Genomic DNA, 20,724 nt, shown 5'->3' with positions numbered 1-20,724 from the left:
TATTTTTAGACAGATTGCACTACATAGGAGCGGGATGTTATTTATTCTTAGTCATTTAGATTTACTTCGTTTTCATTTATTCCGTTTAAGTCCATAATTGTAAAAATTATTTCCTCGGTTTTTTTGCAAAGTACTATCATTTTTTGAACATTTACATCTTCAACATCTTCAAAATGATTTAAAGAAAATGAATAAATATCCCCTTGGTCAAAAACATCTTTTAAATGACTGAATTCATTTGACATTGCAAGATTTATAATTTGTTCAAAAATAGTATATCTGGTTTCGATTAATTTGTTTATAGATTCAATAATTTGTTCTCGGTACGTCAATTCCATACTTATTCACCTTTAAAAAATGCAAGCTCCAAAGCTCTGTATTCAGTAATTTCATAGCCAACCTTTTGTTTCATTAATTTGTAAAAAGTCTTAAAAGTCTTTTCGTTTTTTGAATTTTCTATAAACTCAATATATTCGAGATAAATTTTTGGTTTTTCAAGTTTGTATTTATGAGGTTCTTCTTTGTTTAAAAATCGAAAAACTCGGCTATCCCAAATTGCGTACTGCTTTGGATTAATAAAATGTAGTAGTTTTGAAGTTCCTACTAGTGAATTGTTAAATGCTGCTTTCACAGTCGCAAGTTGTTCTTCGTTTATTTTTTGTCCCTTTTTTACTTCGTTTAAAATCGAAATTACTTTTTCAGAATTTTGGAGTTTAATTGATTTCAGTATTGTTGGCATCCAAGAATATGTAAAACTTATTCCTATGATTAAGTTCTCTAAATTTATCGTATCAAGTTTTTTAAAATAGTTCAAAAAGTGTGGGTAGGAGAGAAGATAGTTTTCTTTTGTTGGGTCGAAATTCTTAGCAATTTCGGACAGTTGTTCAATAATTTCTTGGTTAGATTTTTCGGATATTTTCATATTGTGAGTTCTGTTTGGAAGTAATCCCAGCTAACATTAAATAAACAAGTATATTAGGACTTACTTTGATTCAATTCTACTCATTAATTTATCAATTTTCTGCCAGTTTTTTGAACTCTTCAATTTTATTTTGCAATTCATTAAGCGTTTCAGGATTGATGATACCGCTTTCGAGATCAAAATTTTCATAAAACTTTGGAAGTGAAAATGTTTCTTTAATCTCTGCTCCGAAATTCGGAAAGAAAGTCTTTGCAGCATTCATCACATTTCCTCCGCCATAGCCGCCCGGTGAAGTGCTCATTAGAAGCATCGGTTTATTTTGAAAGACTTTTACATTAATTCTTGATGCCCAGTCGAAAATATTTTTGAAAGCAGCCGTGTACGAACGATTGTGTTCTGCCAACGAACAGATGATAGCATCACAGTCTTCAATTTGTTTTAAAAACAAATGTGCTTCCTCAGGAAATCCTTTCTTTTCCAGATCAACTGAAAATACAGGCATAGAATAATTATTCAGGTCAATGAGATTGATTTCATCGTTCGGAAAACTTTTCAATACAAATTTCACAAGTTCTCTGTTGATGGATGTGGAAGATATGCTTCCTGCAAAAGCAAATATTTTCATAAGTAGATTTTAATTGTTTTTATATTGTTATACGGTGTTGTCAGGCATAGTTAACTTGGTATTGTTAGCCAATGAGAACATTTCGTGTGATTTTAATTAAATTTAATAAAGCTATTTTCTGTTTAGAATTGCCTTTGGAAGAGGAACATATTCCTGATCATCGCCCGGAATCAGAGGAAATAGGTCGTGATTCTGGTCATGCCAGTTGACCTTTGCTTCTTCTATTTTTTCTTTATCCGAATGTACAAAATTCCAGAAGATATGTCTTTCTTCAGGAAACGGTTCTCCCCCGAACAGGTAAAGTGTAGTATTTTCGTTGATTTCAAACTCGCAGAGCGAAGCGTTTTTTGCGATCAGAAGCTGTTTTGTACCATATTCATTTCCTTCAATATTTACCGAACCATCCAAAACATACATTCCAACTTCACCAAAAAGGTGTTGGCCAATGTTTAGCTTTTGTTTTGTTTTGCTTTTAATTTCTACAAAATACAGTGCGCTATGAACAGGAACAGCCGATTTTTTACCAAAGGCTTCACCGGCAATAAGTTTGTATTGAATATCGCCTTCATTCCAGAAAGGAATTTCGTCTGCTTCGATATGAAAAAATGAAGGTTCGCTTTGTTCCAGTTCTTTAGGAAGCGCCACCCAGATTTGAAAGCCATGCAAAAACTGAGGCGAATTTCTAAGGTATTCAGGAGTTCTTTCAGAATGCACAACCCCTTTTCCGGCAGTCATCCAGTTGACGGCTCCTGGTTTTATTTCTGTGGCTGAACCCATGCTATCACGATGAAAAATTGAGCCTTCGAAAAGATAAGTGAGAGTAGAAAGACCAATATGAGGATGTGGCGGAACATCAAAATTCTGGTATTCCTGAAGGCAAGTAGGTCCCATGTGATCTATAAAAATAAATGGACCTACCGAACGCTTTTCACGAAAAGGTAAAAGTCTTCCTACAAGAAAATTGCCTATATCTGCAGCTCTTTCTTCTACGACAAGACCAATATTTGACATCATATTTTTTGAATTTAGTAGTTAAATATAAGTAAGTTTTTTAATCAATGGAAATTTAAGTCTCTATTTATATTTAATTTTATAGTACTAATTTTTTTGATTAAAGGATAAGTTTTATAACTGATAAAGGGTATTCAAAGAGCTTTAAAGTTTTTCGTAACCTTCAAATCTTTCATCTACAAGACGTTTCCATTCAGGATTTTTTTTGATGAAAGCAAAAACATACGGACAATAAGGCAAAAGCTTCTTGCCGCTTTCTTGAATATACATTAACGTTTTTTCGACTACTGCAGCTGCAGCCCCGCTTCCTGCCAGTTCTTTTGGAGCTTCTGTATGAATAAGCGCAATCTGTCTGCTATTCTCTTTATAATCTATAAAAGCAAAATAACCATTTACTTCTATTTCAAATCGTTTTTTATCTTCGTTTTTTACCAACGGAATGTTATCAAATTCTGGTTTCATAAGTTTTAAATATTTTAAATCAAAATTATCATTTAATACATTTTTGTACATTGATGTGTGATAAGTTTGGAAAATTATTCCTGAGATTTCATATTTTTTCCGTCATAGACATGAAGTCGTCTGAAAACTAATGAAGACAAAATTGTAAGCAGACCAACCGTAAGAAAAGTATAACGGAAAGCCTGATGTACTTCATTATTGATGAGTTCAGCATTGTTTTCATAAATTTTTAGAACAATCAACCCAAACGCAATTCCAAAACCAACCGCAAGCTGTTGATTGACTGATAAAAGGGAATTTCCGCTGCTTGTCTGAAAATTTCTGAGATCTGCAATGGAAATGGTATTCATCGAAGTAAATTGTATAGAGTTAAAAAATCCCATGATAGCAATTATAGGAACAAACCAATAAATGGAAGTTTGAATACCCGGAATAGCAAGACAGCAAATCAGTATTCCGATGACAGAAGTATTGACCATCAAAGTACGTTTGTAGCCAAATCTATTCAGAATTTTAATTACATAAGATTTTCCGAACATGGCTGTTAATGCCATTGGAGCAACAATCCAGCCGGAAACTACAGCTGACTGCTGATAGGCAATCTGAATCATTAAAGGAAGCAGCAAAGGTACAGCGCTGATTCCTAATCTTGTAGCAAGATTACCTACGATCCCAACCCGGAATGTCCTTACCTGAAACAAACTTAAAGGAAATATTGGGTTTTCACCTTTTTTAGCATGACGGTAATAATAATAAAGAAATAAAAAGCCTAATATAAAGACAACCAAAACAGGAGTGGTATTCTGCGATTCACCGAAAAGTTCCAGCGAAATTGACAATAGAAGTGAAGCGGCGGCAAATATGAGAAATCCTTTCAGATCGAAGTCTGTTTTTTTGGAATTGTAGTTGGGCATAAATTTCAAGCCTAAAATAATTCCCAGGATTCCGAAAGGAATATTGATAAGAAAAATCCAGTGCCATGAAAGATAGTCTACCATATAACCTCCCACTAAAGGACCGAGAACAGGGCCTATTAATGCAGGAATGATCGCGAAATTCATCGCTTTGAGCAATTCATTTCTGTCAAATGTTTTAATAAGGGCTAATTTTCCTACAGGAGTCATCAGACTGCCTCCAACTCCCTGAATTACCCTTGATATGACGAGCTGTGTAAGGTCTTGTGAAACAGCACAAAATAAAGAACCCAAACTGAAAAGAATTAATGAGAAAACAAAAACTTTCCTTGTGCCGAATTTGTCTGCCATAAATCCGCTTACAGGCATAAAAACCGCCAAAGTAAGAACGTAACTTATGATCGCATTTTGCATATTGAGTGGCGATTCGTTGAGGTCTTTCGCAATAGATGGAAGAGAGGTATTGAGAATGGTAGAATCCAGCATCTGCATAAAAATAGCAGTTGCCAAAATCAGGGGTAGTATTTTTTTTACGGTTTGTCGGGGCGTAGAAGATGTTGAAGGCATTAGCTCAAAAATTACAATCAGTTTAGATTTATAGTTTGATATTCAGTTGTCTCGGATCAATAAATTTAAAAATCTTACAAGCATTTTTTATAAAAATAAATGGTAAAAAAAATTCAAATTAAAATATTTTCCAACAAAAGCAGATATCTATTTTAAATAAAAACAGAAAACATCATTCCAAATCAATTATTTTACGAAATTTGTTTAATAAAATAAATCTCAAATATTATGACTGAAAATAAAACATATCCTAACCAGCCCTTAATCACAATGAATAATGGTGTAGATATTCCTGCTTTAGGGTTCGGAGTCTGGCAAATGGAAAACCAGGAGGAGTGCGAAAATGCAGTAATGAAAGCGATTGAAACCGGTTACAGGATGATAGATACGGCTTCTATTTATCTCAACGAAACGGCAGTAGGAAATGCCATCAAAAAAAGCAATGCAAATCGTGAAGATCTATTTGTAACTTCCAAACTCTGGGTACAGGATTTCAGTTATGAAAAAGCAAAATCGGCTTTTCGCAGAACACTTGAGAGGCTGCAGCTAGATTATCTTGATATGTATCTTATCCACTGGCCTTTCGGAGATTTTTTGGGAGCATGGAAAGCAATGGAGGAGTTGTACGAAGAAGGGAAAATTAAAGCAATTGGTGTCTGTAATTTCACCGTTGAAAAGATGGAAGAGCTTACATCACGTTCCAGCATTATTCCTGTTGTAAATCAAATAGAGCTGCACCCGATTTTTCAGCAGAAAGAACTTCAGGTGTATAATAAAGAAAATAATATCATTACACAGCCTTGGAGTCCGCTCGGTAATGGAAATGCAGATCTTCTGGATAATCCTTTATTAAAAAAGATTGGTTTTAATCATAATAAGTCGGTAGCTCAGGTGATTTTAAGATGGCATTTACAGGAAGGTTTTTGTGTGATTCCTAAGTCTGTAACTCCTTCAAGAATTGAACAGAATTTTGATGTTTTTGATTTTCAGCTTTCAGAAGAAGATATGGAAACAGTCCGTTCTTTAGACACCGGAAAACGCTTGTTTTTTGATCCTAAAGATCAGGAATGGGAAAAGAAAATGCTGAATGCTGTGGCAGATATTTAATAGTTTTTATTCCTGATAAATGTTTTTTGTGCAAGTAAGAAATTAATCATACTCAGCAATATCAAATTATAACTAAACATCATCCCTCAGAATTTAGCCTTTTTAAAATAACAGCGCGTAAACGCTCTTCATTTTTGTCACCCCAGTTTCCTAAGGTGGAAATTACAGGAATCAGCGTTTTACCAAATTCGGTGAGGCTGTATTCTACTTTTGGAGGAACTACAGGATAGATTTTCTTGGTAATTAACTCGTGCTCTTCCAGTTCCTTCAGTTGGATATTCAAAACCCGTCTTGTTGCATCGGGTATTTTACGTTGCAATTCGCTTGGACGTTGGTGACCTTCATTGATGAACCACAGCAAACGGATTTTCCACTTACCATATAATACTTCGCCTATTAAATCTAAACCGCAGTTCAGATTGGGTAAAATTTTTCTCTCATACATCATGTAAAATTAAACCTATGTTCCAAAATGTGCAATAGGGGATAAATTTATCCCTATGTGAATCGTATTTCCGTACTTGTGAGAAGGGTACATAAGTCTCAACTTTGTCCTAAATAATTCAACAATGAAACAGGATTTTAATTTTAACAATGAACTATCAGGGAAAATTGCTTTGGTTACCGGTGGTACAAAAGGTACAGGAAAAGCCATTGCACAACAACTTTATCAGGCGGGAGCAACGGTAATTATTACTGCAAGAAATGCACCCGAAGTCAGTAACGAACAATTACATTTCATTTCAGCAGATCTGAGCACCACAAACGGAACTGAAAAAGTAGTGGATGAGGTTTTGACAAAATACGGCAGATTAGATATTTTAATTAATAATTTCGGTGGCTCTGAAACGAAAGGCGGCGGTTTTTCGGTTCTCAACGACCAGGATTGGGAGCATTCCATTCAAACCAATTTACTTGTCCCGGTTCGCTTAGACAGAGGTTTTTTACCGAAAATGCTGGATCAGAAATCGGGAGTTATTATTCATATTGCTTCTATTCAGGGAAAATTGCCTCTTTACGATTCCACATTGCCTTATGCAGCCGCAAAAGCAGGCTTAATCAATTACAGTAAAGGCTTATCTAAAGAAGTTTCGGCAAAAGGTGTAAGAGTTTTGACGGTTTCACCCGGCTGGATCATGACTACATCGTCCGAAAGAATGATGGATCGCATTGCAGAAAGTTCAGACATGACCAAAGAAGAAGCCACAAAAAGTGTGATGGACGCATTGGGCGGAATTCCCATTGGCAGACCTGCACAACCGGAAGAAGTTGCAGAGTTGGTCGGTTTTTTAGTTTCGCCGAGAGCTGTTTATCTTACAGGAACTGAATTTGTAATTGACGGCGGTACCATTCCTACTATTTAACATTTGGGCGTGTCCCTTTGGGTCGGGCTATCCGCTGTATCTTTTGCTTCATTTCATTTCGCAAAAGGATGCCGCTGCTATCCCTCACGCAATAAAAATAATATTAAACATCAAAATCTAAAAACAATGAATTTACCAAAAGTAATCACAGATCTCGTAATGGCACAGGACAGTTTTAACAGTACTGCTTATGCCGATTGTTTTACCGAAACAGCGGTAGTTTTCGATGAAGGCAAAACATACAAAGGAAAAAAGGAAATAGAAAATTGGATTGATAAAGCCAACAAAGAGTATCAGGCAACAATGAAACCGCTTGAATACTCGGAAAAAGATCAGACACTGAAGGCTGAAGTTTCGGGTACTTTTCCCGGAAGTCCGATAGTTCTGACTTATCACTACGAATTTCAGAAAGGCTTAATCCAATTACTGGAAATTGTATAAAAATCAAAGGTTGTAATAAACTTTTTGTGATCTAAACAATATTAAATATTCTAATATTCATTTTAAACATAAAACAAATCCGTCTCAAAAATGAGACGGATTATTTATTTATTGAAGTTTATTTTGTTAAGTCCAGACCTCCGAAGTTTCCTGAACTCATCATCATGTAGACTCCTTGGGTTTTGTCTAAAGTGTTCCAGTACTGATGTAACTCTTCAGCATTTGTAAATACTTTTAGATTTTTATTTTTAAATTTTTCTTTAATTAAATCAGGAGAAATAGGTTCCATTCTTTTGATTTTTAAAGCATCTTCAGAATAGAAAACAATGGCTTCCTCCAACCCATCCATTGCGTGGTCGTATTGCTCAAGAAAAACAGGATTTAGGCTAGAATATGTGTGAAGCTCCAGAAAACCGTATTTTTTTTCGTTTTTAAACTGTTCGCAGAATGCTTTTACGGCAGCTTTTACCTTACTCGGAGCGTGGGCAAAATCTTTATAAAGTACTCCTTTATCTTCTCTTTCTACTTTTTCCAGACGTTTTGATGCTCCTTTAAAGCTCATGATTGCCTCATAAAATTCTTCATCCATAATGCCTAAAGTCTGGCAAATATATCTTGCTCCTTCAAGATTTAGTAAATTGTGCGCTCCGAAAACAGAAAGCGGGATGTCACCCATTTCAGTTTTTAATAAAACTTTTCCGTTGCTGATTTCGTATTCCGGAGTTTTGTATGGCATTTTTCTGAAATAATTTTCAGCATTTTCTACTACCTTTACAACTTCTGCATCTTCTTCGTTATACACTAAAACACCTCCGGGAGTAATGCTTGCAACAAATTTTCTAAACTGCTCTACATAATCATCAAATGTTTTAAAAACATTGATATGATCCCACGCAATACCGCTCATTAAAGCGATATTTGGCTGATACAATAAAAATTTAGAACGAAGATCAATAGGAGAGGAAAGGTATTCATCACCTTCCAGGACTACAAAATCATTGTCTTCTGTTAATTTTACCATACAGTCAAAACCTTCAAGCTGTGCTCCTACCATGAAGTCTACTTCCTTCTGATGAAAATTCAAAACATGAAGAATCATTGATGTAATGGTCGTTTTACCATGTGATCCGGCAATTACGACTCTGGTTTTACTTTTTGATTGTTCGTAAAGAAATTCCGGATATGAATAAATTTTCAAACCCAGCTCTTTTGCTTTTGCCAGTTCTGGGTTATCCTGATGAGCATGCATCCCCAGAATAACAGCGTCAATATCTGAAGTGATTTTTTCAGGAAACCAGCCCAATTCTTCAGGCAGAATTTCTTTTTTTTCAAGTCTTGATTTTGAGGGTTCAAAAATAGCATCATCCGAACCTGTTACCTGATAACCTTTATCTTTTAGAGCTATAGCAAGATTGTGCATGGCGCTTCCGCCAATAGCGATGAAATGAGTTCTCAAATTTGTGTTAATTTTTGATTTTTTTATTGATAATTTTCTGAAAAGCAGTTACAATATTTCCCCAGTTCTTTTCATAATTAGGCATTATTGCGCTTCCGTCGTTTTTGCTTCCTGCATTTGTTCCTTTCTTTATATTGACAGAAGTCGTGATATTGTCGTATATTTTCTTATGATCTTCCTGAATCTGTCTGAAATTATTTTTAGATAAAATATCATTAAGATTTTTGATTTCGGAATCTGAAATATTAATTTTTCTTTTTATTTTTTTTTCCTGTCCTTCAAAAGAATAATAAGCTTTGTTGTTTTTAATCAGAAGATTTTCGTAGGTAGGAGCAAAGCCTCCACTACGAGAAAAACTGATGTCATAATCCGAATACATTTTTTGGTTGTTACAGGAAACTGCAAATAATAGCATTAAAATGATTCCTAAAATCTTTTTCATCTAACTTTAGTTTTGAGATTTATTCTGTTCAGATTTTTTTGCTTTTATTTCTTCATCATAGGTATGAAGCACGTTGAAATCTTCAGTCTGCTCAATGGCAGTCATGATTTTATGAAGAATTTCCTGTGCATTTTCGTTGTCGTAATCAATGTCTAACGGTTTTTTAAATTCCATTGTTGGTTTTACGCCGGTTACTTTTACGCGAAGTCCTTTCTTATCAAATGCTCTTCTGAATCCGTTTATTTTAATCGGAATAACGATTGGTCTCTGGTTTTTAACCAACTTTGCTGTTCCCTTTCTTCCTTGGGCAAAAGCAGCAGTAGTACCTTGAGGAAAAGTCGCAACCCAGCCATTATCCAAAGCTTTCATAATATTATCAATCTCAGTGAGATCAACCATTCTGTTTACATTTTTACCTTCTGCTCTCCATGTTCTTTTTACGGTTACTGCGCCTGCAATTTTAAAAATTTTGGGAAGTATGCCTTTATTCATAGTTTCTTCTGCCGCAACATAGTAAAAGTCTACTCTTGGATTCAATAAATAAATAGGATTCTTAATGGTATTCAGGTATCCGTTATTGACAGCACAAAATGCATGATACATGGCTGCAACATCTGCAAAATAAGTTTGATGGTTGGAAACGAAAAGTACATTGGAATCGGGAAGATCTACCAAATTTTCTGTACCTGTGATTTTAAGTTTGTTGAAACCATTAAATCTTCTGTAAGAAATAATTCCCAGAACAAAAATGATTAATCTTTTTAAAAAATAAGGTGTTCCGAATGAATCGGTGAAAATGTTTTTCTTCGCCATATTTCAATTAAACATAATATTTGCAAAGTTACATTTTTTTAATCAACTGGCTGAATTCACTTAAAATCATTGCTGTGGCTCCCCAAATAATATATCCGTTAAAATTAATAACCGGAACTTCATGTCCTCCTGCTTCCTGAAGAGCCATTATTTCAGGGGTATCAGAAAGGCTTAGGAAGGAGTTTATAGGAAATTCGATAACTTCAACGGCTTCAGTTTGCTGCAAAATAAATGCAGGGTTTCTTTTGGTGTAAGAAATATAAGGATAAACGTAAAAATTACTTGGCGGAATATAGATTGGAGATAAATCACGGATTATTTTTACATAAGGTTTTTCGATACCGATTTCTTCAGAAGTTTCTCTGATGGCAGTTTCAGCAAAATCCTGATCCATTTCTTCACGTTTTCCTCCGGGAAGAGAGATTTGCCCGCTATGCCTGTCGTGCTGGTTTATAGATCGTACAATTAATGGGAAATGCCATTCATTATTTTTAAGGTATAAAACGATATTTACTGCTGCAAATTTTGGATTTTTTTCTAAAATCTGCTCATGACTAAACAATAGTCTGTAAGGCGGAGAGAAAATTCCGTGCGCATTTTGACCTTCAAGAGAAGCATTTTTTATTTTTTGTAATAAATCTTTTCCAAAACTTTCCATATTTCAAATTTACTAATATATCGCTATAAACTGAGGGAAATGGGAGCTGTTTAATTTAAAATTTTTTAATATTTCCGTCTATAGTGTTTTTACGGTATATTTTATAACTGTATTAAGGTATATGCCATTTCCTGAAATGGGTACGATTAGCACGGTAAGCAGTGATTTTGTTAATTTACACTTTTAACGTGATTTTTGTCATGTTTTATAACTCTAGCTTTGTATCACTAACCAACAAAAAAATTTCACCATGAAAAAATTAGTTACCGGAGCTTTTGCTTTATTATCAGCGAGCTTCATCTATGCACAAAGTACCAACAGCTCAAACACGGTGTCTCAAAGTGGAAACAATAATTCTGCCACAGTTTCACAAAAAGGTTTGGAACAGCTGAACGAATCTACACAGACCGGAAGTTTTAATACAGTAAATGTAACTCAAAAACATCAGTATAACGAAGCAGCTACTACGCAAAACGGACTTGCTAACAGTGCTACAGTTGTACAGGGGGTTGCATGGGCAAATAAAAATTATGTTACTCAAAATCAAGATGGTATTTTGAATAATGCGAGTGCTACTCAAGATAAGACTTACATGAACGAGATCAATCAGGAGCAGGATGGTATGCTAAATGGAGCAACAGCTTCACAAAGCGAAGGTTCCAGAATGTATATTGATCAAATTCAAAACGGAATGGGTAACTCGGCTACTGCTTCACAGGTAGGAGATTCCAGCCCGGGAAGTGCTAGTGCTGATGCTAATGATATTTATCAATGGCAGGATGGTCTTTTCAATTCTGCATCTGCTTCACAATCAGGATGGAAGAATGATTTGGATCAGATTCAGGATGGAAATTTCAATTCAGCAAATTCAAGCCAGACAGGATATTTTAATATTGCCAATCAATCTCAAACAGGAAATTTGAATGACGCTGATCTGATGCAGGATGGAGATGAAAACTCTTCTATGCAGACACAGGCAGGAAACAATAATGACGCTGAAGTTCTTCAGGACGGTAACAGTAATATGGCAACACAAACTCAGACCGGAAACGGAAATGATGCTTATCTTTCTCAGGTAGGAGATATGAATTCCGGCTCACAAATTCAGAGTGGTAACAATAATGATGCTACCGGTGAACAGCAAGGTAATTCAAACATGCTATCTTCTTCACAAACAGGAAATGGTAATGCAGCTTATGCTTCTCAGGCAGGTAACTCCAATTCTGCAATGCAAATTCAGACAGGAAACAATAATAACGCAACCGCTTATCAGTTAGGAAACGGAAACTCGTTATCATCTTCACAAATCGGAGACGGCAACATGGCTTACGTTTCTCAGGATGGTAATTCCAACCAGTCATCTTCTGTACAGACAGGAAATAACAATGACGCTTGGGCTTACCAGACAGGACTTTCTAACCAGTCTACTCTCATCCAGACAGGTAACGGAAATTATCACATGGGTACACAAACAGGTAATGGAAATTCTATCACAGTAACACAAAACTAGAGTTTCTTTCAAATGTATAGGAGAGCAATCTCCTATACATTATACCAAAAAAACAGACTATGAAATCAATTATCATCATATTGATGCTATTTTTTCCGATGGTATTTTTTGCACAGCAGAATATGGCTTTCGAGAAAATAAACAGCCAGAATATTCTTCACTTATATAATGAAGGAAAGATAATTGATAACTCCGTCAATACAGTTGTACAGATCGGGAATTATAATGATGTGAAAGTATACGATAAAAACCCTAGAGAGCTTACGATTGTTCAGCAGGGAGATTACAACACAACGCTTTACATCAATGCAGGAAATAATCCGACTAAAGCATCTGTAAGTACCAAAGGAGATAATAATTATATTGATATTACAGGAAGCAACAGCATTTCCGAAAAGATGAAAATCAATATCAATAACAGTGACATGACCATTTTTGTAAGAAATTACTAGCCATGAAAACCCGTTTTTACTTTTTCGTTTTGTTTTTGTTTTGTGTAAGCAGCATTTCTGCACAATACGAGAATCTGAGCGGAAAGATGAAGGCTAAAATTATTTCTGAAAATGCAGATGGTCTGTATAATTTTGCGGCAACAGCCGAAAACAATTCGGAAATCCATTACCCAATCAAATACATTCTTTTAGCTTTAAAAAAAAGCAGTACCGGAAATACATCTACCAACAAACAGGAAGGCAAATATGTGGTGAAGCCCGGCGAAACCCTTAAACTTTCTGAAATAAAAACCAATCTTGATAAAAATGATGCATTGAAGGTATATCTTTTTATAAAAGATGAAGAAAACGACAAAGTTATTTCTAAAGACAGCATTGAAATTAATCCTGAAAAATTAGCAGCTAAAAAACCTCAGTATATTCCTGAAAATGATATAGAATTAGTAGGTCTTACGATAGATGAAACCCGCACCAAAATAGGGAAACACTATTACGATCAGTTTTTTATGTATTATCTTCAGAACGACAGAAAATTTCCGGGAACAGTAAAAATTGTAGAAATCCCCGGTTTGGCAAGAAGTACAAGAATATCGGTTTTTTACAACGATCAGGAAATATATAATTTCAATACAACTCCGGATGAGGAGGTCACAGAAAATGAAGCCAGAAATACTTTGGAAATTTTAAAAAGAATCACATTACCTAAAAACGAATTGTTAAAAAGTTCAACTTAAAAACTTTAATCATGAAACTCTTTTTTAGCGGATTACTATTTCTTGTTACCACAAGCAGTATATTTTCCCAGCAGCTGGTTTATACACCAGTCAATCCGGCATTCGGAGGCAATACATTCAATTATCAGTGGCTGCTGAGCTCAGCTACTGCCCAAAATCAGTTTGATGACGATAAAGGGAATCTCTTTTCTAATCAAAGTTCATTAAGCAGTTTTACTGAGAGCTTAAACAGGCAGCTTCTCAGTCAGCTTTCCACAAAATTATTCGGTGAGCAGTTTGGCGACGGAGATCTTAAACCGGGAACATACGTTTTTGGTTCAATGTATCTTGAAGTTATTCAAACCAACAGCGGAATGATGATCAAAATTTTAAACACCAGTACCGGTGAACAATCTGAAATTGTAATTCCAGGTGCTAATAAATAATTTATACCATGAAAAATCTAGTTCAATATCCAAAATTTTGGGTAACGATACTGTTGATTTTTTTGGTGTTAAACAGTTGCAGTACATTATTTAATTTACCAACAAACAGCGAAAGATCAACTTTAGGAGAAGTTACCCAGTACACATCCAAGATTAAAAACCTTCCATTACCAAACGAAAAAATAGTTGTAGGGGTGTACAAATTCAGAGACCAGACCGGTCAGTACAAACCATCAGAAACAGGAGCCAACTGGAGTACCGCAATTCCTCAGGGAACAACCACAATACTTTTGAAAGCTCTTGAAGACAGCAAATGGTTTACGCCTATTGAGAGAGAAAATATCGGAAATCTTCTCAACGAAAGACAAATCATCCGTACCACACGAAAAGAATATATGCCCAACCAGAGCAATGAATCTGGCAATCTTCCTCCGCTTTTATATGCAGGAATTATTCTTGAAGGCGGTGTGATCTCTTACGATACTAATATTATGACAGGTGGGGTGGGAGCAAGATACTTCGGAATCGGAGCATCAACTCAGTACCGTCAGGATCGTATTACCGTTTATCTTCGTGCCGTTTCTACCCAAAGCGGAGAAATTCTTAAAACAGTATATACTTCAAAAACAATTCTTTCTACCAGTGTTAACGGAAGTTTTTTCAGATATGTAGATACAGAAAGACTTTTTGAGGCTGAAGCAGGTTTTACACAAAACGAGCCGGTGCAGCTTGCGGTAACTGAGGCTATTGAAAAAGCAGTGCATTCTCTGATCGTAGAAGGTGTAAGAGACAGAATCTGGAGTAAGAGAGTACATGATCCCAACAAATTTACAAAAATCATTGAAGAATATAATACTGAACAAAATAAAAATAATGACCGATTGATAGGAGATAAATATCCTGTAAGCCAGAGAGGTAAATCTTCTTTATTTGTTGTAGCAGAAGGAACTCAGATCAAAGGCGACTATGCCAATCCTAAAATGAATATCGGCGGAAAAGCGGGCTTCAAATATTTTATTACCGATCATCTGAATGCTGAAGCCAATATCAGTTATCTTACCTTCGAAAACGAGAATATATACAAGGCAAATGTTTTTACTACAGAAGCTAATGTAGAATATCTTTTATTTCCTAAATATAAAGTTACACCCTATCTGTATGGAGGTTTAGGCTCGTTGTTTTTTAACAGTAAGAATGAATTTAAAATGCAGTTCGGCGGCGGGATAGAATATCTTTTTTCAAAAAGTCTGGCTGTAAGAATAGGAACGCAGTATGATTTCGGATTCAATGATGGATGGGACGAATATGTCGGCGGAAAACGAAATGACCAAAGTATAAGAATTGGTCTTGGATTGAACTGGTATATCAACAACAGACCTTTCAAAAAAAACTAAATCATGAAAAATTTTAATCTATTCTTATTGTCTATTATATTGTTACTCTTCGTTGGATGTAGCGAAGATCTCGTTGAAAAAGAACTAAAAGGCACTATAAAAGGAGTTGTAGTTGCAAAAGGAACCAATACGCCGATTGCTAATGCAAAAATATCTACAAGTCCTTCTACAAGCAGTCTCTTTACGAAATCAGACGGAACCTTTGAAATTACCGATGTTACTTTGGGCGACTACTCTGTGAAAGCAGAGGCTTCAGGATATGTTGCATCTTTTCAGGGAATTAATCTAAAGGGTGAAGCACAGACCGTCAATATAATTTTTGAACTGGCAGATGATAATTCGCTCAATTCACCACCTACAGTTCCGGTTCTGGTTTCACCGGCAGATAATTCTGAAAATCAGCCACTGTCTGTAAACCTCACCTGGACCTGTACAGATCCGGATCAGGATGATGTATTGAAATACGATCTTATCATCAAAAACAGTATCAATACCAATGTCTTAAACATCAATGATATTTCTGCTACCAATTATACTTTAGACAATCTTCAGTTTGGTGTAACCTACTTTTGGCAGGTAGTTGTTTCCGATGGTGTCAATCCGAAAGTGTACAGCGAAACAAGACAGTTTAAAACCAGCACTACACCCAACAACAGATTTCATTATGCTAAAAAAGCAAACGGAAATTATTATCTGGTATCTTCTGATGAGGCAGGAAACAATTTTACAGTTACCTCACAGACCCAAAACAGTTTCAGACCACGATTGAATAATGATGCCAATAAAATTGCTTTTTTAAGAAATGTAGGCGGAAACTTTCAGATTTTTACAGCCAAAAGGGACGGTTCGGATGTTACACAAGTTACCAATCTTCCCGTAACGGGCTTCAATAATGCAGAAATAGATTTTTCGTGGAATACCAACGGCAATCAGTTTATTTATGCTAATTTCAATAAACTATATAGAATTAACAGCGATGGAACTGGCTTGACCTTATTGTATACTACAACAGACGGAAGCTTGATTTCGGAATGTGACTGGAGCTACGATGGCAGCAAAATAGTTTTGAAAACCAACGGACTGAATGGCTACGGAGTGAAGATTTTCATTATAGACATGGCGGGAAATATTACCAAAACAGTCCTATCTTCTGTAACCGGTGGAGCAGGAGGAGTCAATTTTTCAATTGATGGAAAAAAATTATTATATACCAGAGATGTTTCAGGATTCGAAGATATTACCTACCGTCAGTTAGATTCCAGAATATTTATTTACAATCTGGAAAATAATACCGAAATAGATTTGTCAAATTTGAGCCAGAAAGCCAACGGAACCAATGATCTGGATCCGAGATTTTCGCCTAATGATTCGGAAGTCATCTTTGTCAATACCTCCAATGATAATATTTCAACAAGAAATGTTGTGAAAATTACCATCAATTATAACAATAATACTTATCTCAGGACCACACTTTTTACCAATGCAGAAATGCCCGATTGGGAATAAAAAGTCAATCACTTTATCTATTCTAGGAGAAGTGCCTTCCAAAACGGAAGGCACTTCTTATTTTATTTTTTTCTGGAAAAGTTGCTCTTGTTTTTTGGTTTCTTAAAACTAGCCTCTTTTCTCTGTTGAGAAGGGTTTGCAGGTTTGGGTTTTGGCACAAAAGGTTTGTTGTTAGAATCTCTCTTTTGAACGATGAGATCATCGGTGTGGAAAGGATGATCTTTTACCACAGGAATTTTCATCCCGATTAGTTTCTCCGTGTCTTTTAGGTTCAATAAATCCAGTCCGTCTACAAAAGAAATAGAACTTCCTTTTGCTCCGGCTCGCCCGGTTCTTCCGATTCTGTGAACATACGTTTCAGCGACATCAGACAATTCATAGTTTACCACATATTTCAATTCATCAATATCAATTCCACGCGCTGCAATGTCAGTAGCAACTAGGACTCTGGTTTTACCTGATTTGAAATTGCTCAAAGCATTTTGTCTTGCATTCTGCGATTTATTTCCATGAATGGCTTCTGCTGTAATTTTGCTTTGCTGCAGTTTTCTTGCAATTTTGTCGGCACCGTGTTTTGTTCTTGAAAAGACAAGTACAGAATCCGAAATATTATTTTTTAAGATGTGCGTAAGCAAATCCAGCTTATTTTCTTTCTCTACAAAATAGACCGATTGTTTAATGGTTTCAGCGGTAGAAGAAATCGGCGTTACCGATACTTTAATCGGCGTGTTGAGTATAGAATCTGCCAGTTTCTGAATTTCACCGGGCATTGTTGCCGAGAAAAAAAGAGTCTGTCTTTTTTGAGGAAGAAGTTTGATGATCCTTTTCACATCGTGTACAAAACCCATGTCCAGCATTCTGTCGGCTTCATCCAGTACAAAAATTTCAAGATTTTTTAAGCTGATAATTCCCTGCGCAATAAAATCCAGTAATCTTCCGGGAGTTGCCACCAGAATATCAACTCCTTTCTTCAAAGCAGCTTCCTGATTGCCTTGTTTTACACCTCCAAAAATCACCAGTTTTCTGAGAGGAAGATTTCTTCCGTACGCATTAAAGCTTTCTTCAATCTGTATGGCAAGTTCCCTTGTTGGCGTAAGGATCAATGCTTTGATGTGGTTGTTTTTAGGAGCTTTTCTTTCGGTAAGATTCTGAAGGATAGGGATGGCAAAAGCGGCCGTTTTTCCTGTTCCGGTCTGGGCTGTTCCCAAAACATCTCTGTGTTCTAATATAGAAGGTATTGCCTGTTCCTGAATGGGGGTAGGTTTTTCATAACCTTCGTTTTGAAGCGCATCCAGGATGGGCTTAATCAATTTTAAGTCGGTAAATAACAAATTCGTATGTGTATTAAAATAATGCGGTTGAAGCAGTTTACTTCATCATTTTTAGCAGATCTGCTAATTTTTTTTTAACAGAATTTTTAAGTAAAATCAATTACTTTCTGGCTGAGAATGCCGCCGAATATACTACAAAGATAGTCTAAATTAATTAAAAGCCCGCTACTGTACTTTTTGCCATTGCTGATGATGCTTCAGATCTTCAAAAAACTGGTAAACAACAATCAGTTTTTCGGTTCCTCTTTTACCGTAGTCTTCAATAGTTTTTACAGTACCGTCACTGGATTTTATTCGGAGATAAGATGTTGGTAAGTCGCTCACATTCCGTGTTCCGTACTTGTCTTTCAGGTTTTTGATTTCCAATTCATCAATAAGTTTTACCAGCCTTAAATAATCTTCTTTTTTGATCGTTGTTTTAAAAGTTCCTTCTCTTGGTTTATCAAACTCACTTTTAGAAAAACCTTTTGAAAAGTTAAAATGCTCAGCTTCCAAAATAGCAGTTCGGTCTCCCTGAATGGTCATTTTATAAATCGGACACGACCCGAAGCAGGCTCCTGCTTCATATTCAATTTCAGAATATTTTGATGCTGCTTTTTGAGAATTGCAAGAACATAAAAAAATCAGGGTACAGATGGCAAATAAATATTTCATTGTAAAATTTTCTAAAGTCTTTCAATAGTTATTCCAAAAAACAGATGATGCTTTACAAATTATTATTTTGGTGGCAGATTCTTTTTAGATAAGAGAATTCGTATAAATTTTTGTTATTTTGAAGTCAGAAAAATTATTTCATGTATAATTTCTTAAAATCAGTTGTAAAGAATATCATTTCAATAAAAATTCTCATCAAGAATGAAGATAATTTCAGAAAGCTTCTCAAGCCTTTTTATCACGGGAAAAATCACGAATGTATTATCTGCTCTACAAAGCTTAGGAAGTTTGCAGAACTGCAAAACGGTCAGCTTATCTGTCCTGTTTGTGGAAGCTTACCCAGAACGAGAAGACTCAGTCAGCTTTTGGAACATGAATTTTTAAATTCCGGGATGACTTTTCTGGATTTTTCACCTTCTAGAATGCTGTATAAAAAATGGAAAAAAAGAAGTGATATTTTTTATTATCCCACTGATTTTGAAAATGAATTTCTTTCTGATTATCAGTTTGATATCACCAATATAGAAGCTGAAAACGAAAAGTTTGATCTCATTGTATGTTATCATATTCTGGAACATATTACTGATGATAAAAAAGCAATGAGCGAATTGTACCGTGCCCTGAAAAAGGAGGGAGCAGTTTTGATTCAGACTCCTTTTAAGGAAGGTGAGATCTATGAAAACTATAATATTGTTTCTCCGGAAGATCGTCTGAAACATTTCGGACAGGAAGATCATGTGAGAATTTATTCGGTTTCCGGTTTAAAAGAACGGCTGCAAAATGCAGGATTTAAAACCGAAGTGAAAGTTTTTGATGAGGATAGTTATCAAGGGTTTACGAAAAATGAAGTTGTAATTGTCTGTAAAAAATAAAGGAGAAACATGATATTTCTCCTTTTGCTTTTTATTTAATTTAAATGAAATCAATCATTTATTTCTATCCGTGAAGTCTTTTCCAGATGGCATCTTTCAGCTCCATCAATCCTTCTCCGGTAACTCCTGAGAAAAACAACGGCTTTCGGTTTTCGGGAAATTCTGCAGAAACTTCTTTTTTCAGCTCATCATCCAAAAGATCAGATTTGGAAACTGAAATAATAAAATCTTTATCCAAAAGTTCAGGATTATATTCTTTCAGCTCATTTTCCAGAATCTTAAACTCCTGGAAATGATCTTCGGAATCTGCCGGAATCAGAAATAATAAGATTGAATTTCTTTCAATATGTCTTAAAAAACGGTGTCCTAAACCCTTTCCTTCAGCTGCCCCTTCAATAATTCCCGGAATATCTGCCATTACAAAAGATTTGTAATTTCTGTAATCCACAATTCCCAGATTGGGTGTTAAAGTGGTGAATGCGTAATTGGCAATTTTAGGTTTTGCGGCAGAAACAGAGGATAAAAGCGTAGATTTTCCGGCATTGGGAAATCCTACCAAACCTACATCTGCCAGAATTTTAAGCTCAAAAACTACATAACCTTCCTGCCCCTCCATTCCCGGCTGTGCAAATCGGGGAGTCTGGTTGGTAGAAGATTTGAAGTGTTCATTTCCTTTTCCGCCCATTCCGCCTTCCATCAGAATGATTTCCTGACCATCTTCAAGGATTTCACCGATGATTTCGCCATCTTCGTTTTTAGCGATCGTACCAATAGGAACTTCAATATATACATCGGCTCCATAAGCTCCTGTAAGCTGATTTTTCCCGCCGTTTTCCCCACGTTCGGCTTTCACATGACGAGTATATCGCAAAGGAAGTAAAGTCCATTCATTAGCATTTCCTTTCATGATCACATGACCGCCTCGACCACCGTCTCCTCCATCGGGTCCGCCTTTGGGAATGTATTTTTCACGGCGAAGATGGGCAGAACCTGCACCTCCGTGACCGCTTTTACAATGAATCTTTACGTAATCTACAAAATTTGACATTTTTTATAATTATGAG

24 protein-coding genes are annotated in these 20,724 nt (G+C 35.7%); 10 read left to right on the top strand and 14 right to left on the bottom strand.

Annotated elements, in window-relative coordinates:
- Positions 1-47: 47 nt before the first annotated feature.
- The 6 genes from FOL89_RS07275 to FOL89_RS07250 form a co-directional block, all read right to left on the bottom strand.
- A complete protein-coding gene (locus FOL89_RS07275; protein ID WP_144282156.1) occupies positions 48-338 on the bottom strand; it encodes a hypothetical protein in 291 nt (96 codons plus the stop codon).
- Between the two features lie 2 nt (positions 339-340).
- A complete protein-coding gene (locus FOL89_RS07270; protein ID WP_144282155.1) occupies positions 341-922 on the bottom strand; it encodes a hypothetical protein in 582 nt (193 codons plus the stop codon).
- 91 nt (positions 923-1,013) lie between these two features.
- Positions 1,014-1,547, bottom strand: coding sequence for an NADPH-dependent FMN reductase (locus FOL89_RS07265; protein ID WP_144282154.1), 534 nt, complete (start codon positions 1,545-1,547; stop codon positions 1,014-1,016).
- A 111-nt stretch (positions 1,548-1,658) separates the two neighbouring features.
- Positions 1,659-2,558: a pirin family protein gene (locus tag FOL89_RS07260; protein ID WP_144282208.1), complete on the bottom strand. Its 900-nt coding sequence runs from the start codon at positions 2,556-2,558 to the stop codon at positions 1,659-1,661.
- Between the two features lie 144 nt (positions 2,559-2,702).
- A complete protein-coding gene (locus tag FOL89_RS07255) occupies positions 2,703-3,020 on the bottom strand; it encodes a GNAT family N-acetyltransferase (RefSeq protein WP_144282153.1) in 318 nt (105 codons plus the stop codon).
- Positions 3,021-3,094: 74 nt separating this feature from the next.
- Positions 3,095-4,501: an MFS transporter gene (locus FOL89_RS07250; protein ID WP_144282152.1), complete on the bottom strand. Its 1,407-nt coding sequence runs from the start codon at positions 4,499-4,501 to the stop codon at positions 3,095-3,097.
- Between the two features lie 228 nt (positions 4,502-4,729).
- Here FOL89_RS07250 and FOL89_RS07245 point away from each other — a divergent pair, with 228 nt between their 5' ends.
- Positions 4,730-5,608: an aldo/keto reductase gene (locus FOL89_RS07245; protein WP_144282151.1), complete on the top strand. Its 879-nt coding sequence runs from the start codon at positions 4,730-4,732 to the stop codon at positions 5,606-5,608.
- Between the two features lie 79 nt (positions 5,609-5,687).
- Here the strand turns inward: FOL89_RS07245 and FOL89_RS07240 are convergent, their stop codons facing one another.
- Positions 5,688-6,053, bottom strand: coding sequence for a winged helix-turn-helix transcriptional regulator (locus tag FOL89_RS07240; protein ID WP_144282150.1), 366 nt, complete (start codon positions 6,051-6,053; stop codon positions 5,688-5,690).
- Between the two features lie 124 nt (positions 6,054-6,177).
- Between FOL89_RS07240 and FOL89_RS07235 the strand changes: the two genes are divergently transcribed.
- Both FOL89_RS07235 and FOL89_RS07230 read left to right on the top strand, forming a co-directional pair.
- On the top strand, positions 6,178-6,972 hold the full coding sequence (locus FOL89_RS07235) for an SDR family oxidoreductase (protein WP_144282149.1): 795 nt from the start codon (positions 6,178-6,180) through the stop codon (positions 6,970-6,972).
- A gap of 126 nt (positions 6,973-7,098) precedes the next feature.
- Positions 7,099-7,413, top strand: coding sequence for a nuclear transport factor 2 family protein (locus FOL89_RS07230; RefSeq protein WP_144282148.1), 315 nt, complete (start codon positions 7,099-7,101; stop codon positions 7,411-7,413).
- 118 nt (positions 7,414-7,531) lie between these two features.
- On the opposite strand, the gene FOL89_RS07225 is transcribed toward FOL89_RS07230, so the two are convergent.
- From FOL89_RS07225 to FOL89_RS07210, 4 genes are read right to left on the bottom strand one after another with little or no spacing between them, the layout of a single operon-like run.
- Complete coding sequence (locus FOL89_RS07225) at positions 7,532-8,869, bottom strand: UDP-N-acetylmuramate--L-alanine ligase (protein WP_144282147.1); 1,338 nt, start codon at positions 8,867-8,869, stop codon at positions 7,532-7,534.
- Between the two features lie 7 nt (positions 8,870-8,876).
- Positions 8,877-9,311, bottom strand: coding sequence for a hypothetical protein (locus FOL89_RS07220; RefSeq protein ID WP_144282146.1), 435 nt, complete (start codon positions 9,309-9,311; stop codon positions 8,877-8,879).
- 6 nt (positions 9,312-9,317) lie between these two features.
- Entirely contained in the window at positions 9,318-10,124 is an 807-nt protein-coding gene (locus tag FOL89_RS07215) for a lysophospholipid acyltransferase family protein (protein WP_144282145.1), read from the bottom strand.
- A gap of 28 nt (positions 10,125-10,152) precedes the next feature.
- Complete coding sequence (locus FOL89_RS07210; protein ID WP_144282144.1) at positions 10,153-10,782, bottom strand: NUDIX hydrolase; 630 nt, start codon at positions 10,780-10,782, stop codon at positions 10,153-10,155.
- 250 nt (positions 10,783-11,032) lie between these two features.
- Between FOL89_RS07210 and FOL89_RS07205 the strand changes: the two genes are divergently transcribed.
- Genes FOL89_RS07205 through FOL89_RS07180 form a run of 6 tightly spaced genes read left to right on the top strand, consistent with a single transcriptional unit; the run spans position 11,033 to position 16,803 of the window.
- On the top strand, positions 11,033-12,292 hold the full coding sequence (locus tag FOL89_RS07205) for a hypothetical protein (protein ID WP_144282143.1): 1,260 nt from the start codon (positions 11,033-11,035) through the stop codon (positions 12,290-12,292).
- A gap of 59 nt (positions 12,293-12,351) precedes the next feature.
- Positions 12,352-12,744 carry a hypothetical protein gene (locus tag FOL89_RS07200; RefSeq protein ID WP_144282142.1) on the top strand — a complete coding sequence of 131 codons (393 nt, stop codon included), beginning with the start codon at positions 12,352-12,354 and terminating at the stop codon, positions 12,742-12,744.
- 2 nt (positions 12,745-12,746) lie between these two features.
- Positions 12,747-13,478 (top strand): CsgE family curli-type amyloid fiber assembly protein, encoded by a 732-nt coding sequence (locus FOL89_RS07195; RefSeq protein ID WP_144282141.1) that lies wholly within the window; start codon positions 12,747-12,749, stop codon positions 13,476-13,478.
- Between the two features lie 11 nt (positions 13,479-13,489).
- Entirely contained in the window at positions 13,490-13,903 is a 414-nt protein-coding gene (locus FOL89_RS07190; protein WP_144282140.1) for a curli production assembly/transport component CsgF, read from the top strand.
- Positions 13,904-13,911: 8 nt separating this feature from the next.
- A complete protein-coding gene (locus FOL89_RS07185; protein WP_144282139.1) occupies positions 13,912-15,297 on the top strand; it encodes a CsgG/HfaB family protein in 1,386 nt (461 codons plus the stop codon).
- A 3-nt stretch (positions 15,298-15,300) separates the two neighbouring features.
- Positions 15,301-16,803 carry a carboxypeptidase regulatory-like domain-containing protein gene (locus FOL89_RS07180; RefSeq protein ID WP_144282138.1) on the top strand — a complete coding sequence of 501 codons (1,503 nt, stop codon included), beginning with the start codon at positions 15,301-15,303 and terminating at the stop codon, positions 16,801-16,803.
- Between the two features lie 62 nt (positions 16,804-16,865).
- Here the strand turns inward: FOL89_RS07180 and FOL89_RS07175 are convergent, their stop codons facing one another.
- Complete coding sequence (locus FOL89_RS07175) at positions 16,866-18,134, bottom strand: DEAD/DEAH box helicase (RefSeq protein ID WP_144282137.1); 1,269 nt, start codon at positions 18,132-18,134, stop codon at positions 16,866-16,868.
- 165 nt (positions 18,135-18,299) lie between these two features.
- Positions 18,300-18,788: a DUF6438 domain-containing protein gene (locus FOL89_RS07170; RefSeq protein WP_144282136.1), complete on the bottom strand. Its 489-nt coding sequence runs from the start codon at positions 18,786-18,788 to the stop codon at positions 18,300-18,302.
- A gap of 140 nt (positions 18,789-18,928) precedes the next feature.
- On the opposite strand from FOL89_RS07170, the gene FOL89_RS07165 reads away from it, so the two are divergent.
- Positions 18,929-19,660, top strand: a complete 732-nt coding sequence (locus FOL89_RS07165; RefSeq protein WP_144282135.1) for a class I SAM-dependent methyltransferase — start codon at positions 18,929-18,931, stop codon at positions 19,658-19,660.
- 64 nt (positions 19,661-19,724) lie between these two features.
- Here the strand turns inward: FOL89_RS07165 and obgE are convergent, their stop codons facing one another.
- Complete coding sequence (gene obgE, locus FOL89_RS07160; protein ID WP_144282134.1) at positions 19,725-20,708, bottom strand: GTPase ObgE; 984 nt, start codon at positions 20,706-20,708, stop codon at positions 19,725-19,727.
- Positions 20,709-20,724: the final 16 nt, after the last annotated feature.

The sequence above is a fragment of the Chryseobacterium echinoideorum genome, assembly GCF_007474535.1.
Classification (GTDB): Bacteria; Bacteroidota; Bacteroidia; order Flavobacteriales; family Weeksellaceae; genus Chryseobacterium; species Chryseobacterium echinoideorum.
This window is presented reverse-complemented; position numbering and strand designations above follow the sequence as displayed.